12 protein-coding genes and 1 pseudogene are annotated in these 18,291 nt (G+C 39.0%); 9 read left to right on the plus strand and 4 right to left on the minus strand.

All coding sequences use genetic code 11. From position 1 onward, the window contains the following. Window positions 1-185: 185 nt before the first annotated feature. The 8 genes and pseudogenes from ABJD71_RS01270 to ABJD71_RS01305 all read left to right on the plus strand — a co-directional run. Window positions 186-1,169 (plus strand): annotated as a pseudogene (locus ABJD71_RS01270) (PIN domain-containing protein); the annotation flags it as partial. Between the two features lie 140 nt (window positions 1,170-1,309). Next, window positions 1,310-3,643 carry a hypothetical protein gene (locus ABJD71_RS01275; RefSeq protein WP_348163334.1) on the plus strand — a complete coding sequence of 778 codons (2,334 nt, stop codon included), beginning with the start codon at window positions 1,310-1,312 and terminating at the stop codon, window positions 3,641-3,643. 1 nt (window position 3,644) lies between these two features. After that, complete coding sequence (locus tag ABJD71_RS01280) at window positions 3,645-5,927, plus strand: hypothetical protein (RefSeq protein WP_348163337.1); 2,283 nt, start codon at window positions 3,645-3,647, stop codon at window positions 5,925-5,927. After that, window positions 5,920-6,471 carry a hypothetical protein gene (locus ABJD71_RS01285; RefSeq protein ID WP_348163340.1) on the plus strand — a complete coding sequence of 184 codons (552 nt, stop codon included), beginning with the start codon at window positions 5,920-5,922 and terminating at the stop codon, window positions 6,469-6,471. The genes ABJD71_RS01280 and ABJD71_RS01285 overlap by 8 nt, the downstream gene beginning before the upstream one ends. Continuing rightward, entirely contained in the window at window positions 6,468-7,898 is a 1,431-nt protein-coding gene (locus tag ABJD71_RS01290) for a tyrosine-type recombinase/integrase (protein WP_348163343.1), read from the plus strand. Before ABJD71_RS01285 ends, ABJD71_RS01290 begins: the two co-directional genes overlap by 4 nt. A gap of 313 nt (window positions 7,899-8,211) precedes the next feature. Further along, window positions 8,212-9,597 carry a PhoH family protein gene (locus ABJD71_RS01295; protein ID WP_348163346.1) on the plus strand — a complete coding sequence of 462 codons (1,386 nt, stop codon included), beginning with the start codon at window positions 8,212-8,214 and terminating at the stop codon, window positions 9,595-9,597. 44 nt (window positions 9,598-9,641) lie between these two features. Next, window positions 9,642-9,836 (plus strand): hypothetical protein, encoded by a 195-nt coding sequence (locus ABJD71_RS01300; RefSeq protein ID WP_348163349.1) that lies wholly within the window; start codon window positions 9,642-9,644, stop codon window positions 9,834-9,836. Between the two features lie 668 nt (window positions 9,837-10,504). Next, window positions 10,505-11,338 carry an HD domain-containing protein gene (locus ABJD71_RS01305; RefSeq protein ID WP_289028164.1) on the plus strand — a complete coding sequence of 278 codons (834 nt, stop codon included), beginning with the start codon at window positions 10,505-10,507 and terminating at the stop codon, window positions 11,336-11,338. 326 nt (window positions 11,339-11,664) lie between these two features. On the opposite strand, the gene ABJD71_RS01310 is transcribed toward ABJD71_RS01305, so the two are convergent. Further along, window positions 11,665-11,901: a hypothetical protein gene (locus tag ABJD71_RS01310; protein WP_289028163.1), complete on the minus strand. Its 237-nt coding sequence runs from the start codon at window positions 11,899-11,901 to the stop codon at window positions 11,665-11,667. A gap of 323 nt (window positions 11,902-12,224) precedes the next feature. On the opposite strand from ABJD71_RS01310, the gene ABJD71_RS01315 reads away from it, so the two are divergent. Further along, the gene (locus tag ABJD71_RS01315; RefSeq protein WP_289028162.1) at window positions 12,225-12,476 is read left to right on the plus strand and encodes a helix-turn-helix transcriptional regulator; all 252 of its coding nucleotides are present in this window, start codon (window positions 12,225-12,227) and stop codon (window positions 12,474-12,476) included. Between the two features lie 354 nt (window positions 12,477-12,830). On the opposite strand, the gene ABJD71_RS01320 is transcribed toward ABJD71_RS01315, so the two are convergent. From ABJD71_RS01320 to ABJD71_RS01330, 3 genes are read right to left on the minus strand one after another with little or no spacing between them, the layout of a single operon-like run. Next, window positions 12,831-15,944: a CusA/CzcA family heavy metal efflux RND transporter gene (locus ABJD71_RS01320; protein WP_289028161.1), complete on the minus strand. Its 3,114-nt coding sequence runs from the start codon at window positions 15,942-15,944 to the stop codon at window positions 12,831-12,833. Between the two features lie 53 nt (window positions 15,945-15,997). After that, window positions 15,998-16,936, minus strand: coding sequence for an efflux RND transporter periplasmic adaptor subunit (locus tag ABJD71_RS01325; RefSeq protein WP_348163355.1), 939 nt, complete (start codon window positions 16,934-16,936; stop codon window positions 15,998-16,000). Beyond that, the gene (locus ABJD71_RS01330; protein WP_289028386.1) at window positions 16,933-18,171 is read right to left on the minus strand and encodes a TolC family protein; all 1,239 of its coding nucleotides are present in this window, start codon (window positions 18,169-18,171) and stop codon (window positions 16,933-16,935) included. The genes ABJD71_RS01325 and ABJD71_RS01330 overlap by 4 nt, the downstream gene beginning before the upstream one ends. Window positions 18,172-18,291: the final 120 nt, after the last annotated feature.

Below are 18,291 nucleotides of genomic sequence, written 5' to 3' on the forward strand. Positions count from 1 at the left end.
AGAAAGTGGTTTATTGTTGGTGTCAACTAACGTAATAATTAGTTAGGGTAATAACCCAATCGTAAACCTGTAGTTAAATGTGTGTGTTTGGCATAGATAATTAAACTCAGTTGTTTACTACATCTAGTGTCAATCAAAATACGCTTTAGCTGGCAGGCCCTTATCTGTAAATTTAGGAGCGCCGGATGCAAAAAAAAGCAGCACTAGATTCAAAAATTTATGTTTTAGATACCAATATTCTCCTCCACGAACCTCTCGCCTTTTTATCTTTTAAAGAACATGATGTTGTTGTTCCCATGACAGTCCTCGAAGAGCTCGATTACATTAAAGACAGTAAAAAAGATGTCGCACGAGATGCTCGGGTTTCCATTAGAGCAATGGAAGATTTGCTCCATGAAGCTACCCCAGAAGAGTTGATGCAAGGGGTATCTATGAAGGGGCTTGGTGCTGGCGAAACCGCCCCTACAGGTAAATTGTCTATTTTTGTTGATCATGGCATGCCAGTGTCTCAACAGGTCTTTACCAGTAATGAAAATGATAATCGAATTATTAATAGCGCACTTTATCTTCAAAAATCACAACATCCGACGCATATTGTTTTAGTCACTAAAGACATTAACATGAGGCTGAAAGCGAAAGGCGCTGGACTTGCTCATGTTGAAGATTATCGTACCGATCAACTTGTTACCGACATTAAATATTTATCAAAGGGATATCACGAATTCCCTGGTAATTTTTGGGATGTAGTTAAGGCTGTGGATAGCCGAACCGAAGGCCGAGATACAATTCACACAATCGACAGAAAAGTACTGCCAGAAGCTTACGTGAATGAGTTTTTAATTGATGAGAGTAAGAGCTTTGGAGGAGTTGTTGAGTCTATTAATGGCGATTATCTAGAGGTGTTAGATTTAGGCTATGACAGACTTATGAGTCATAAGGCTTGGGGGATTCATCCTAAAAATATTGGTCAAGCAATGGGATTACACGCCTTACTTGACCCACATATTGACTTAGTTGTGCTTACTGGCCCAGCTGGTAGTGGTAAGACATTGCTAGCGTTAGCCGCAGCCTTAGAAATGGTTGTTGAGAAGAACATGTATGACAAAATTATTGTCACCCGAAGCACACCTGAAATTGCTGAATCTATTGGATTCTTACCGGGTACAGAGTATTTCCTAATTTACAGTGGTTGTCAAAAAGATAATAAGTTGCCGTATTTGGCTGCTTGAGGTGTTATTTTAAGTTTTTATTTTTATTGATAACTGTCAAAGAATGATGGTAGTCTGGATAAAAGAAAAGTTTTATCCTAATGACAAATTTAATCAATACAAAAATATTATCGCAGTTTCCTTTTAAAGTATTATCAGAACCGCAACGAGCTACATTTGAAGAGCATAAACTAAGTTGCACTGACAAAGCACAAAAGAGTTATTCTCTTGTTCTAAAAATTCTTGACGCATATCTTTATTCTACTGAACAGTACTTAACGTTAAAGTCATTCAATAGTGGCAGCGAAATTGACCGTTATCTTTCATCAGTGATTGGCTTTATTTATGAAAGACTAGATGGCTCTCTTATTCATAAATACAATTACAGTACTTACATGGTTCAAGTGTTTGTTCATGTTGCTGAAAAGGCAAATGTAGAATTGACTTTTCCAGTGTTATCTAAGGTAAAAGTACATACCGATGTTCAAAAAATACTTGATAGCTTTAGTGGAGTTAACGATGAAAAGCTTGGCTTTTTTTCAGGCTGGTTACTAGAAGATAATACAGGCAACAAAATATCAGTAGAATTTTCTTTTATTAGAGAAGCTTATGGTGACAAAGTAGCTGAGCAACTTTTTTCAGCACTTTCACGCTTTTGTCGTAAGGTTAAAGAACAGACGGCTCAAAGCCATATAAAGCACTTTAAAGGCTTGTTTAAATACTTTATAAAATTAGCTGATGATTTTCCTACCCTTAGGCAGTATCTACAGTCTAGTTTGGCGGTCAAATATCTTTCCGTTATCTTCAATATAGAGCTGAAAAGTCATATCGAGAAAGGATTGGATGGAAGCGCATTTGTAAAAGCTTGGTCGACAAAAATGAGCATTTATAGAGAGTGCTTAATAACGTATTCTATTTTTGACGAACCTATTTTTTCACTTCCTGTGCCTAGATTTAGACAGGCTATCACATTATCAGGCTCTCATAATTCAATGGAAAAGTCTGAAGGGTGTAGTTCCGGTATTTTTAACCATAAATTATTAACGAAAATTCCACTTGAACGAACTGATAAGCAAGCCATAAAAGAAGTGCTTAAGGACGTTCGAAGAGATATAGGTCATGTGATCAGCACATCTAAAAGAGCAAGTGAGATTAATTATAGAAGGCTAAAACGTTTTGAACAATATGCAGCTATTGCTGCACCGAAAGAACTTGGCGATGTTATAGATTATGATTCAATCGTTCAAAAACAAGCAATAGCTTGTGCAACGTTTAGTCATTTTTTGTGGGGACAACCCGCAAAAAGTGGTGGCTATTCAACGTTTTTAGGTTATCGAGATCAAACTGAATACCTCAACAAAATCTTAAGTATTCCCACCTATCATATTCTATACCCTCTTTTATTATTACTTGTACATGAACACCCTAAAATAACTGAGTCATGGTTATTGAACTGGCGCTTTTATGATGACGGTGGAAAACCATTAGGTTATGTAAAAGTGAAAGATGGCTGGGTTATTCGAAGTGTTAAAAAACGCAGAGGTCCAGTTAATGCAGAACAGATAGTTAAGTTAAACGATACTTCCAAAGTTATTGTTGAACGTATTATTAAACATACAAAATTGGCGAGGGAATTTTTGAAGCGCCAAGGCAATAATGACTATCAGTATATGTTATTGATAGCTTCTTTGGAAAAGTTGCCAGCTAAGCTCAAAGGTATTACAAATTTAAAGAAAATAACATCTAGTTCTGTATTTACGAGAAGTTTATCTTTGCGATCTTCACATGTATCTAAAGAAAGAGCACAAGAAGTTGCCAATATGTTGACTATTAGCAGGCTGAGATCTAGCTCAGGTGTCGAAGTTTTCTTAAAAACCAATTCAGTTAAAAAAATGTGTGAAGCGCTAGGGCACAAAGAAGAAAGAGCTGACTTGGTTAATCGTTATTTACCTTTGCCAATATTGAAGTATTTTAAAGATCGTTGGATAAGGGTTTTTCAGAATGCAATCGTATATGAAGCAATGAAGGAATCTAAGCATCTGCATAAAGCTATTGATATATCGCCTGATGCGTTAGAAGAGTTTTTAGAAAATCATAGACTTTATAGTATGCATGGGCATGTAAAAGATGGAAATGTCTTTAATATTAATGAAGCAAAACCTAAACAGGATGGGTCGATAGTTTTATCTACCCCTTTATTGCGAATATTATTCTTTTTCTTTGAGGCAACAAGTGAAGAAATTGAACGTTTAGATTATGTGGTTGAAACTATCAATACGTGGGAAGAGCTATCAACGTTGATAATTACTCAATTAGAGTATCAGTTGACAAGTAATGACGTCACATCAGAGTCGTTTGAAGAAGAAGTGCTAGATATGTATCAAGAGGCCAAAGCGAACCCGTTGACGATAAGTAATTTTAGAGTGAGAGGATGATATGAAATTAGTTGATGTTGAAAACAAAAGTGAATATCACCGTTTGGTCGTCGGACTTTCACCATTGGAGAGCTTCCTTCAAAGTAAAGAGTTGGTTGATAAGTATGTTGAAGGATATGATTCTGACATCTTAGCGCCCAAATGGCTGCTTTCGAATTATCCAGATACAGTTTGGAATATAAAACTTGATAGCGCTGCTGTTAAGATAGATTTCGATGTCATGTTTGTTAATAGTAAAGAAGGGGTAGAAAAGTTACTTTCTCCAGCACACCATAAGTTACTCAATACATTTAAATGTTGGTTGTTAATTCAATCTTCTTCATTACATAGTGGATTTCAAAAACTATCGCAAGCCACGATATCTAAAAAAATTAGGAATACTCTATATTTAATTGATTATCTGTTATTAAACTCGGATAAATTTCATTTGGAAAAACATTTTTCTAACTGGAATTCTGACTATGTTTATTCAATGTTAGCTGACTTATTCGATAAAGATAAAATAACAGTTGGTGTTTATGACACAGAAGAGCGACTAGCTAGTTATATTGAGCAGAATATATCTTCATATAGTGCTAAAGAATTAGATAAACAAATTAATAAATTATCAAAAAAAATTCCGATAGATGGCTCGGTTTTAGATAATAAGAATCAAATCCGAAAACTTGCATTTTTGATGTCGCAGGGAGCTTTTGATTTTAAAAAGGGAAGTCATCGATATGGAAATATTAGCGCATCATTTTTGCGCAAAAAACTATACTCAAACACGCTTTATGGGCATAGAGTTCAGCTTCCCATGCCTCAGGCATATCAGATCATAGCTAACCCTGCATATAATCAAACCAGTGAATTTAAACAGCACCCTTTAAATAAAAGAGCTGAGATTGGGATCTCTCATGCTTATTTTAGTGCTATTCGCCAGAATTTCTTTTTATTGTCAGATATTGCTCATGTTGCAGAGCATAGTGGGCTGGAAGTTGTTGAAATTAATAGCCGCTTGTTTGGAGAAATAAACTTGGAGGCTCTGATGGCAAAACCTGCGAAGCGAGCAGGTAGAACCTTAACAATTGGTGCTGGTGAAGTTTTAATTCAAATGAGGAATGCATTTGAATTTATCTATGACAATAGAGAGATTCTTTTTGATTCAATTACCAAAATGCTTGAAGCGGGAAGCAAAGAAATAGAAGAGACTTCGCTGTTAGAGTTTATTAACTTTGGCTATAAAAAATACTTAACTCCTGAAATCATTGAGTTGGGAGTTGAGGTGATCGGTTATGTTTCGACAGAAAAGGATCGATATCAAAAAAGAAGAGAAAATAAAGATTTATTCTTTTTATTTAACGTCCTCCAAGGCTCATTGCAGATAGTTATCGGTGCGACAATGGCAAGAAGAATGGGGGAGCTGGTAGATTTGGACCCATTGAGCGCAATCTCACCATCGGATGTAGATCCTGATGAATCAAATGATCAGGAGTTTAGTCTTATTTTTGATAATAGAAAGTCTGGTGTCGCTTATGGTGGTGAAATTCTTAGGGAAGAGTTGAGTAGACCCATATTGAATAGTTTGGCTTCACTAATTTATAAATGGCAAACCTTTAATGCAAAAATAAAGGAGTTGGGACTGGTTGAACACCTTGATAATATGGGGTTGTTTAACTCGTTAAGCTCTCATACATTGACTTTTAAAGAAGGAAATTCAGAGTCTTTTGTTGATAATCTAGATGCCTTTTGTGATTACTTTCAAACTAGTACCTATGTTGATGAAGATGGTATTACAAGAAGGCTTTATATTCGACAGCATCAATTGAGACGCTTCTTTGCCATGACTTTTTACTGGTCTTATGGTTATGAGGCTGGTGAAACACTAAGGTACTTTTTGGCACACACAGATATTTCTCATTTGGAACGCTATATCAAGGAAGAAATGACAGGGGAAGAATTACGAGGTGTACAAGCTGAACGGCTAATTGATGGTATTAAAAACGATGACATTAGTAAGATTGGTGAGTTAGAAATCATTTTGAAAAATAGGTTCGGCATCAATAGCTTGGAATATCGAACTTATGAAGAGATATGTGAAGATGTAGAAGATGAAATTATATCATTGTCACCAGCTCATAAGCATGTTCTCCCTCAAAGATACAGCGGTTACGAAGCACTTTTAGTTTCTTTAGAGCAGATGTTGGCTGATGGGGTAATTGATTTAAAAGCAGATTATGCAGTAGTAACCAATGCCAATGGAAGTAAGGCTGAAGTTATGGATTTGGTATTGAAATATGAGTAGTCATGCTGAAAACAAAGAAAAAAAGCTGGCTTCAATACAACGAAGAAATGACTTTCTCAAATTGTTTGAAGAAGCTGAAGAAATAGGGAAGTTTGTTAAAGATGAGGAGCTAATCAATGCACTTCAATCTCAATCTAGCTGGGCCAAATTTAGTCGAGGTGATGAATTTATATCAATGTCTTTAAATTCTTTTAAAAGTCATTGTGATCAAGCCTTATTAGACGGGTTTAGTGGGTTAGATAAGCTTAGAGAAAAGGCCCTAAATGCGATTGATGAATACCAAAGAGAGCTAACTTGCAAAACACGAGATGTGAGGGCGGATACACGAGAAGGGCTGAATTTAAAGGTGGATGAATTAGAAAAGCAACTCCTAAATGTTCGTGCATCAAATTTAGTGCTGTCTAAAGCCATAGAGGTTACGCTTGAAGCCCTCGGTAGTTTGGCTGAATCATCGAAAGAACAAAAAGTTCTAAATACTATTGAGTCAGAGAGAAATCGAATTGAAAGCTTATTAATGAAAAGCTTCAAGTTAGATAAATCATGAAAAAGCATCAATTAAGAATAAACTTAGAGAATGTGGAAATACCATTATTTCACAATGTTCTAAGCGACGATTATAGATACCGTACTTTACCGAACATGCCTATGCTTTATTGGCCTAGTGGACTGCCATGTATTGAAGCTAATTTGTACATAATGAAAGGTATTACTACTAAAAATTGGTCATTAAAAGGGAAAGGTGGAACAGCGAAAACTAATGCTGATTTACTGCCGCATATTATTCGTTTTTGTTTTAGCAATAATATTCATTTTAGTGAATTGAATAATGCTTATTTTGAACTTTTCATAAATGGGTTAATGGCTGAAAAGCACGAGACGGGAAAAAAGAAAGGGCAGAAGGTAAGAAGCAATACTCGTGTAGGAAAAATTGGCCGCCAAACATTGGCTTTTTTAGTGGGTATAGGAAAAAGACTAAGTGATAAGTCGTTTATAGCGGAATCGGGCTGTCGATTGACGGTAGAGGAATGTGAATACAAGGAATATGGAAAAATAGTTACTTATTATAATCACGTATGTATTCCCACTAAAGATGAGTATAAGAAGCGGTTACCTGTCGCTATCAGCGATGTAGAAAAGCTAATGACTTTTATTTCTGCTGGAGAAAATAGGAATCTTGTTGAAAGGAATAAGAGTTTAGTCAAAGCTTATAAAGCGACTGGAGGAAGACGTTCAGAAGTGGCGAACCTTCAAGTATCCGATATTGAAAAAGCATTAGCTAGCGAAGACAAAATTCCATTATTACGCTTAATAACGCTTAAGCAGAGGGAACATGCACTTGAACAGGAAAAAGAAGAAAGGTTTGTTCCTGTCTACAGGACCACGTTGAAGTCTATCGCCAAATATATAAAGCGAAATCGTGCAAGAATACTCAAAAAAGTAAATAAGTCCCGTAAAGAAAAAGGGATGAGTTCTATAGAAGATCATGGTTATGTGTTTATAGGCGAGAATAGTGGGTTGCCACTGGGTCCTGATACGATTACCACCTATTTTAATCAGTGGGCGAAAGATATAGGTGCGACAGGAAATTTAATGGCTCATGCATTTAGGCATAGCTTTATTACCGACAAGATTGAAATGTTAATTGAGCTTTTCAATTTGCAAGATGAAGGGGAGTTTAAAGCTAAGTTTGCTGTTGAAAAAGCCTTTAAAGATAAAGTCATGGCTTGGACAGGGCATAAACATGAAAAGTCTCTTTCTCCTTATATTCATTTAGCATTTAGTGAGTTATCTGGTGTTAATAAAACTATGGATGCTGCACAAGTGGTATATGGAGTTAGCTCTGCAAAAGATGAGGTGAAGGAGTTAAAAGCGAAAATTCAATCGGGTCAAATTAGTAGTGCTGAATTAATGGATGATGTTGGACATATGCTTGATGATCTTTATGAATTATTGGATGGAAAAGTGGTGTAAAGCTAATTGTTTTTTGCTAACGTTGTAGTTAAATATTCAAGTGTCTTACTTTAATAGATTTATAAACTAAGTGAGCAGTAACATAGTTAAAATTGTTTTGTGCTGTACCTTTTCAATCATATTATTTCTAATCCTAGAAGTAACTAATTTATTTGCCTCAAAAAACATCAAAAATTTAACAAAAACTATTGTTATTCAATTAAAAAAAAAACTTTAATACGTGGTAGTGAATTCTTTTGGATAACATCATTATAGATTTTATTAACAAAAATATAATATTAAACCTGTGGATGAGAGTTAAGGAGAGTCTGTAATGAAAAATTCAATTGGTAACCGAAACCCACGTGTATTAGATACATCTGCACTGGTTCATGATCCCAAAAGCCTTCTCGCATATAAAGATGATATCTATATTTGTTTAACTGTTCTTGAAGAGCTAGATAATTTAAAAGAACGAACTGATAAAAATGTAAGTCAGGATGCACGTGCTGTTATAAGAATGCTTGAAGATATCATTAACGGTCATACATCCGAGGAGATGGAAAAAGGAATTGAATTACCCTCAACTGAATCAGCTAAGCGAGGGAAGTTGTTTATTGGTATCGATACTCAAATAGATTTTGCAGATGAGTTAAAACACGCTATCGGCAGTGATGCGGACAATCGTATTATTAACTATGCGCTCTATATGCAAAAGGAGCTTGGACAAAAGGTCACGATTGTTAGTCGTGATATCAATATGCGTCTCAAAGCCAGAACTATAGGTGTTGATGCTGAAGATGTATTAGTTGATAACCAGATTTCTGATGTTGACTTGCTTTATACCGGTGTGCAATCGTTCGAAGGTGATTTATTTGATCGTTTAGAATCTGACGAAGATTTTAAACTATCTGGGGAAGTGTATAAATTTCCAGCGAGCTTCTTTAATGAAGAAGTGCAAGCAAACATGTACTGGTATGATGCTGTTGGCCATATTGGGCTAGTGACTGAAGTTGCTGAAGGTAGTGTTTACACTAAATTGTTGCCGAGACAGCAAGACAAAATTTGGGGTATATCGCCTAAAAACCCGCGACAATCTGTTGCTCTTAGTCAATTGACCGATCCCTTTTATGATTTAAATATTATATTAGGACCAGCAGGTTCAGGGAAGACTTTCTTAGCTATTGCAGCTGGATTGCACCAAGTACTTGAAACAAAAATTTATAAAAAAATTGTTGTTGTAAGAAGTCGAGATTTTATGGATGACGACCCGGGTTTTTTACCCGGTGATTTAACAGAAAAATCTCTTCCACTCTTGGCTGGGGTTACAGACGCATTGATTTCGATGCACGCAGATGACAGTAATGATGAAAAAAGTACTCGTGCTACAGTTGAGCATATCATTGACCGCGCTAACATTGAGTTTACATCGATGGCGTATTTTCGTGGCCGCTCCATAGATGATGCGGTTTTAATTATTGATGAAGCTCAGAATATGACTCGCGCTCAGATGAAAGGTATGCTGAGCAGAGGTGGTAAAAATTGCCGTACAATTGTTCTTGGTAACCTTGCGCAAATTGATGATCGATTTGTAACACCCGCATCAAGTGGTGCTAGTGCAGCGGTTAATATTTTCCGGAATTATGAAAAAGGAAGCGTATTAATTTTTGATGAAGTTGAGCGAAGTAGTTTGGCTGAATTTACAGAAAAAAATATGTAAGGTTAATAATTTGCTGCCAGAGTATTTCTGGCAGCAATAGGCCAATGATGAGCAAAGTAGACGCCTTTCACGAAGATAAAAGTATGCAGCTTAAAATTGTCCGTGAGGCCGTCGCTAACAGCCGTATTGACGGTCTACCACTTAACCCTCGTTTGTTAGAAAGAGTATTTTCAGCATGTAAAAGTAATCAGAAACTAGATGCTGAACAATTTACCAAAGAGTTTGTGACACAAAATTGATCAGTTAGTTTAATTGTATTTTACAAACGACCGTATTTACTGCCCGTCAGCCAGAACTGCCTTGTCTTTTCCAATATTCTTAACTTGACGGACGATTACCTTTAATCTTCGTTTTCAGTATAATTAAATGGTCAGTCAAACCAGAGAGAATCTGCGATGTCTCACCATATTCAAGGTTAATCGAGAACGCAAACCACCTTATTGCCTGAAGTGCTAGATGATTTTGTCGATGCTGAAAATCCCGTTCGAGTCACTGATGTTTTTGTGAATGAAATCAATCCTGAATCATTAGGTTTTAATCGGTTGTAGGCAAAATAAACTGAGTTTGGGCACTGATTGGGTATGTGAAATTAATCCAGTGAACACTTTTTTAATTTAATAGGCAGTGATGATATTAACGTTTTCACCACGCGAGTTATCAAAATCAAATGATCTGATAAAGATTAATTTTCCGATGTTTTGTTAATCATTTATTTTAAAAGTCCTTTAAATACAACATGTTACGGTTTTTATTTTGTTGACCACTCAGCTTTCATGAATTAAGATTCGAAGAAGTAACGGTAATAATGATGACATGGATTTATATTACTAGCTCTCCAATGCGTCCATTAGTTCTGGCTACTTAAGTTAGATTCAGCGTATTAATAGAAAGCTAGACGGGAGAAATCATGGGATATGATATAAGTCTTGAAATAGCGTTAAAAAATATCAGTAACTGGATAGCAGCTAGATCTCTTTATTACAGTCCAGATCGTAAGAAATATTTATACGGATTCTATGCTGGTTTAGGGAATTTTAACGTATATGAGTTGCCTAGCGAATATCAATGCTTAATTTCAAACAATAGTCTTAAAGGTAGCGAGCTGTATGCTGTTGTCTTATCTACATTGCCTATTAAGCATACCACCATAGATGAGATGACTCCCTATGAGACATCAATTCGTTGTGTATTCAGCGCTTCACTATACGGACATCAGCACACCCGCTCTCTACAATCTGCGATTAAATTTGCCTCGCTACATCACGCGAGCCAAAAACGTAAGAGTACTGGCGAACCATACCTAAACCACTTAATTGAAGTGGTGCAACTTCTTCAGGTTTATGAATCAAGTAGCAATGAAAATACACTAATAGCGGCAGTTTTACATGACATCTTGGAAGATACTGAGGTTACCAGTATTGGTGTTCGCTACCTATTTGGGGATGAAGTTTCAAAGATAGTATTAGAACTGACGTGTGATTCAGCAACCAATTCTGATGATAAAAAAATAGCACTATTGAATCAGATTTCCTCAGGTAGTAATGCTGCGCAATCAATCAAATTAGCAGACGTAACATCTAACGTATCTTCTCTTCCTAGCCAGTGGTCGCTTGAACGGAAGTTAGCTTATATAGACTGGTGCAAAAAAGTAGCAAAGATATGCTCACCTTCATCTAAACGGCTGTTTGATCAATTTAATTTAAAAGTACAATTAGTAGAAACTAAGGTAAACGACGAATAACAAATCATTTTAAAAATTAAAACATGGGCTGGCGGTCACAAACCCGCCGCCAAATAGCACAACTTGAACATATATTGGAGCTTAGCTGCACAGCCAAAGTTGCTGTAGTGCGAGGTAATATAGATGATGTTTTGAAATATATTAATACTATTTCACTTGGGGGTGTTGCTTAAGCTAAATAGCTCTTAAAACTCGGGTTCTTGAGGCCTAGATATTTATTTCTCTCTCTTCTTCTTGGATTGGAAAGTAGTCTCCTAGACGGGCTTGCAGCAGAGTTATCCTTAATGCCACAACATCTACAACGTAAATCGCTATCGGTATATGCTTTAACCCTGCTTTTCCTTCGACCTCATCTCAACCCAATTTTTCGTTAATTTATCAAAGTCCTCACCTGCGATTTCAATTGTCAATTGGGAAGTTGTTTTGCCTGATTTAGATGTGTCAACTCTTATGGCCAAATCTGTTGGGTTTGAGATAGTAATATGCGCTGAGTGCAGACCGGTATCGTCTAATGTTTTGAACATTGTATATTGGCTATTCCTATTTCTATCTTCATTGCTCATGAAAAATACCTCGTGTTTATAATTTAGATTCTAATTTAATGTATTTTCTCAACAGTAAAAGTGCCCCTCGCGGTCAATAGACTCCCAAGTCCCCAATCTCTTTTAAAGGTAAAGTAAATTCTAGATATTCATTATCATATTTTGCTGATGGACAAGTATTTCAAAATAGAGCAGTTAATTTCTTCTATTCAATAGACGTAGGAATTCTACTCTAATTATCATTTTGAAATAGGCCTGCCAAAATCTGACACAATACTTCAAATTTTTAATCTGTTTGTCCCTTATTTCGGGACATCGTAGCATGTCGTCATAATAGGGACAAGATGAAAAAGTCCACCAATGACCAAAGTTACACCAGATTGCTTTCTTGGCTCAAAAATGAGCGTATTAGGAAGGGCATGACAGTGCGTGAATTAGGCTTGTTATTAGATGAGCCATACCAAATGGTTAGTAAAATAGAGAAGGGACAGCGAAAACTTTTTGTATATGAATATGTGCAGTACTGTGAAGCATTAGGCTTAGATCCAACGCATGGATTGAAACAACTTGAAAACGGCTCGGAATCTGATTGGTGATCGTTTAATTAACTAAAAGGGACTGTAACAATAGGCATTTTGATAGAGTTTAATGGATGAGTAAAAATAAAAGTTATATGGAAGAAACAGTAGATGATGTAGTCTCAGCCTCCCTTGGTAATCACACTTATTCTAAATTCAATCTTACATTCTCTTTATACAGAGCTTGATCAGAACTGACGGACTTCTTTGTGCCAATTGCAGCCGTTGAGAAGAAGTTCTCTGGAAGGAAGATGTGAACCTAAGCGGACAATTAGCTTCTTATTGGCGAATATACAATTCAGTAATCATTTTCAGTTGTTTTGCATTTCCAGACGAAGAGCACCGTATCTTCCGCAATACGGTGCCTAGCAATCACACTCTGGTTAATTTAGAGTGCATCATCCGATATAAAATAGGCAAAACGACCAATGTTAAAATGGTGGAAGAGATGATCCCGCCAATCACTACCGTTGCCAATGGTCTTTGCACTTCAGCCCCCGTTCCGATATTAAGTGCCATGGGAATAAAGCCTAAACTTGCTACCAGTGCTGTCATCAAAACCGGACGCAATCTTGTGATAGCTCCGTCAACGATTGAGTTAATTAAGTCACCTGTTTCCAGTACTCGCTGTTTAATAAATGACAACATCACTAAGCCGTTTAGTACCGCAATACCAGAGAGCGCAATAAACCCGACTCCGGCAGATATAGACAGTGGCATGTCACGCATCCAGAGCGCGAAAACACCTCCTGTTAAGGCTAAAGGCACACCAGTGAAGATGATCAAGGCATCACGAAATGAGCCAAACACCACCACTAGTAACACAAGTATTAGAAAAAGCGTGGCAGGCACTACTATAGACAGCCGCTGACTGGCACTTTCAAGCTGCTCAAATGTGCCGCCATAATCCAGCCAATAACCTGCTGGGAGTACAACCTGTTCGGTTATTTTGATTTTTGCTTCGTCAACAAAACTCCCTAAGTCGCGCTCTCTGACATTGGCGGTAACCACGACTCTGCGCTTACCGTTTTCGCGACTAATTTGATTGGGAACAGACGAGTAACCCAGCGTAGCGACTTCTGATAACGGCACAAATTCCCCATCGGATGTAATGATAGGTGTTCTGCCAATGGCATCTAAGTTTGTGCGAATATCTTCGTCAAATCTCACCAGCAGTTCAAATCGCCTGTCTCCTTCAAATATCAAGCCTGTGGTATTGCCACCGATGGCTGACGCCAGCCACTCCTGCAAGTCGGCCACGTCCAATCCATAGCGAGCCAACTCGACTGGTTTAGGGTTGATAGTAAAAATAGGAATATCATCGACCTGTTCAAGCCGTGCATCCGCTACGCCGTCAATTGATTGCAAAACTGTCAAAATGTCGTTTGCAGAAGCAACCAGCGTAGTTAAATCATCTCCGAAGACTTTAATACCAAGGTCAGCCCTCACCCCGCTGATCAACTCGTTAAAGCGCATTTGGATAGGTTGGGTAAACTCATAGTTATTGCCTGTTACCGCTTGTAAGTCTCGCTCAAGGGTTTCAACGAAATCAGCTTTTGATAAAGTTGGATCTGGCCACTGCGCCCGTGGTTTTAGCATCACAAAGGTATCGGTTACGTTGGGCGGCATCGCATCGGTAGCTACTTCTGCGGTACCAGTTTTCGCAAACACAGTGAGTACCTGTTCGTATTCCATCAAGGTAGATTCAAGTGTTTTTTGCATTTCGACGGCTTGTTCAATACCTGTGCCCGGTATTCGCATAGCGTGCAGTGCGATGTCCCCTTCGTCAAGTTGGGGAACAAACTCAGAGCCTAGTCGCGTTGCCAACCATAAGCTTCCCACTACCAGCACGACTGAGCCGACAAGCACAAACCAGCGTAATTTTAGTGCAAGAAAAATGATGGGGCGATAGGCGGATTTTACTGCGACAATAATGAAACTTTCTTTTTCACTGACTTTACCGCCCATAAACATCGCGACCGCTGCCGGTACAATAGTAATGGAACACAGCATTGCCGCTATCAGCGCCATGATGACCGTGGCTGCCATTGGCTGAAACATCTTACCTTCAACGCCTGTCAATGAGAACAGCGGGATATACACCACAGTAATAATCAATACACCGAACAAGCTAGGACGAATGACTTCGTTGGTCGCTTGAAAAACCAGTTCTAGCCTCTCTTTTAGTGGCAAGACTCCACCTGTGCGCTTCTGAGACTCGGATAACCGCCTGATACAGTTCTCAACGATGATCACCGCCCCATCGACAATTAATCCAAAATCCAATGCGCCAAGGCTCATTAAATTGGCAGATACACCGGTATTGACCATCCCAGTGATGGTGGCCAACATCGCCAGTGGAATAACAGCTGCGGTGATAAGTGCCGCGCGGATATTGCCCAATAAGATGAACAAAATCACGATAACCAGCAATGCACCTTCGACTAGGTTCTTCTGAACGGTGTCAATCGCTTTATCGACCAGTAGGGTGCGGTCGTAGACTGGCTCAATGACAATACCATCAGGTAAGCTGGATTGAATGTCCTTCACCTTAGTGGCAACTGATTGAGCAACGGCGCGTGAGTTCTCGCCGACCAGCATCATTGCGGTACCTAAAACGGTCTCTTCACCTTCCTGTGTCGCCGCACCGGTTCTCAGCTCTTTGCCAATAGCTACACTACCAATGTCTTTCACCGCAACGGGGACAGTATTAATGCGTTTTATTACCACATTTTCTATATCGCTAAGTGTCTGGAGCTGACCTTGTGAGCGCACTAGAATTTGTTGCCCATTTCGCTCAACAAACCCCGCTCCCTGATTCGCGTTATTGCGTGTCAGTGCGCTATGGATGTCACTCAAACTGATATCGAAATTAAGCATTTTTTGTGGATCAGGATTGACGTGGTACTGCTTCACATACCCGCCAATAGCGTTTACTTCAGTGATCCCTTTCACCAGCGCAAGTTGCGGTTTGACAATCCAATCATGTATTTCCCGAAGTGCCATTGCATCATATGGCTTGCCGTTTTTTTGCATGGCACTTTTTTCGGCTCGCAAGGTATACATATAAATTTCGCCTAACCCCGTGGCGATAGGTCCCATTTCAGGCTCTAATTCTTGAGGTAACTGACTTTTAATCGCTCCCAGTCGGGTATTAATAAGATTCCGCGCAAAATACAGATCGGTGCCTTCATCAAATACCGCTGTTACCTGAGAGAGGCCGTAGCGTGATAAAGAGCGGGTGTAGGACAGGTCAGGCAATCCCGCCAGTGCGGTTTCTACTACGAATGTGATCCGCTGCTCGGTTTCCAAAGGCGAATAACCCGGTGCTTGTGTATTGATTTGCACTTGCACGTTGGTGATATCAGGTACCGCATCAATAGGTAATTTTTGATAACTGAATATCCCCATGCCCAGCACAAGGAAGATCAACATCAGCATTATCCCTCGTCGCTCTATGGATAAACGTAATATGGATTCAATCATGTGTTCGTCCCCCAATTACAGAGACGCCTGACCATGTACATAGCATTGTGTTATTAATGATCATGACCGGCCTCCGACTTTTCTAAATCGGCTTTCAACAGATAACTATTCTGGCTGACAATCACATCTGCAATGTGCAGACCTGATAACACTTCGATATTGTGGCTGTCTTGCTGACCTAACGTAACGGGCACAGGATGGTATTCATCACCTTCTTTGACAAACACGACAGAAGCATCCTCAAACTCTTGAATCGAAGCTTTAGGCACCATCATGGCGACATCAAGTTTGTTGATTGTAACAAGCCCTTTGATAGCCACGCCAACCGGCCACTGACCTGAGGTATTAGCTATTTTGGCATATGCCAATACATACGGTTTTTCATCGGGTGAGGGTAAGATATGTTGGATAGTGGTTTCTAATGATGAGCCTGCCACACTAAGTTGAACACTTTGATTCTCTGCAATATCTGATAGCTGTTGTGGGAAGACTTTAAGCTGTGCCCACACATCATCATAGTTTGCGATTGAAAATAGCACTAGGCCATTAGATAACTCGCCTTCATTGGCATGTCTGGCAATCACGGTGCCTGAAAACGGCGCGGCAACGGGATAACTTTTCAGGCTTTCGTTGGATTCAACTACCGCCAGTGTCTCGCCTTTTTTAACTTTTTCACCTAAACTTGCATTGACCTTGGTCACCATACCGTCGAATCGTGCACGCACATGACTCAGTGAAGCAGGGTCGGTCACGATATTTCCGTAGACAGTAGTGGTGATATTGAGACTACCCGTTTGCACACTTTGCGTCATTACTCCCACTTTTTTCGCCATACTGTCAGACATGAGTACAAATTCAGCATCATGGGTATCTTCATCTCCATGTTCGCCTTCTGATGCGTATATTGGGCGACTTATAAGCAATATGAACACACTGCATGTTATGAAAGTTAGCAGGGGGTTTTGTGTCTTGATTAATGTTTTGTTATTCATTGGTTTTTACTCGAAAAAGATGTGACATTTGCATCAGCAAGCGGTTGTGCAGTGAGTGATTCGATATCCGCCCCCCGCTGATGTGCTTGTTTGGCAGACTGAATTAAGGCTTGTTTGGCATTAAGTAGTTCTTGACGGGTACTGACCCACTCAAGATAACTAAAACGCCCATTAATATAGGCTTGCTCAACCAAACTGAGCGCATCAACTAGCGGTGGAATAATAGCGTTTTTCAATGTTTGAACGTTTAGTAGCGCATTATTTCTCGCTATTAGTGCCATATTTAGTTGATGGTAAAGGTTTTGGGTTGCAGACTGTTTTTGTTGCTCCAATTGCCCTTGAATAGCCCGTTGTTTTTCGTACTCACCAAGATTTCGATTTCCTGCAAACAACGGCATACTCACGCCCGCTACAAAGGCTGTTTCATCAATCCCATTAATACGTCTTATTCCCGCTGTCCAGCTCAAATCTGATTGTTTAGCGGCTTGGGTAAGACGGACTTGTGCTGTTTGTAGCCTCGCGTCTTGTGCATAAACATCAAGGTTGGGGCTTTCTAACAAGATTGTGAACAGCGAAGTCAAAGAGGGGGAAGGTGGCAAAGCAAATAGATCACCCTCAACATTGGTAAAGGTCGGATTTTGCTCCCCCCACATGATGGCCAAACTATTTATCATACCTTGTTTCGTTTGCAGTGCGGTTAACACTTCCAGCCTAGCTCTAGCCAGCGCAGCCTCGGCCCGCTGCTGTTCAAACGCAGGAGATGCTCCCGCTTCAACTCGCTTAGTGACGGCTTGATACGTGTATCTAGCTAGCGATTCTGCATCCTTTTGAGCCTTTATCAGGGCTTGTTGTGCTAACACATCGATATAGCGGCGTGTAACTTCGGCCAATATATCTAGTGTACGTACTTGTTTTCGTACTTCTGCTGCTTGCGATTGAGCAGAAGCAAACGCTTTTCGTGAGCTGAGTTTATTCCCTAATTCAATTACTGAAGACAAGGTAAGTGTAAGTTCGGTATCTTTAATCCCAGAGACCTCTCCTGTACCTAAAAAGTTCTCTACTTCAATACCAGCAATAAGCTCAGGTTTAAGTGACGCTGTTTTTATGTCCCCCTCAATCGCTTGTTGCTTAAATGTAAACTCATGCAGTTCTGGTGCATTGGCTAGAGTAAGTTTAATAGCGCTTTGCAATGTTAATGCACTATTGGGGATACTATTTGTTTGTGCGATTACCATTGTATGTATTGTCGCAAAGACAAACATAGCAGAAACCACCCAAGCACGCACACGCAAGGGGCGGTTCAATGAAATTTGATTCACTGTTTTATTCCTAAATTATCAAAAAATTACATCGCC

This window comes from Paraglaciecola sp. (assembly GCF_039943935.1).
Taxonomy (GTDB): domain Bacteria; phylum Pseudomonadota; class Gammaproteobacteria; order Enterobacterales; family Alteromonadaceae; genus Paraglaciecola.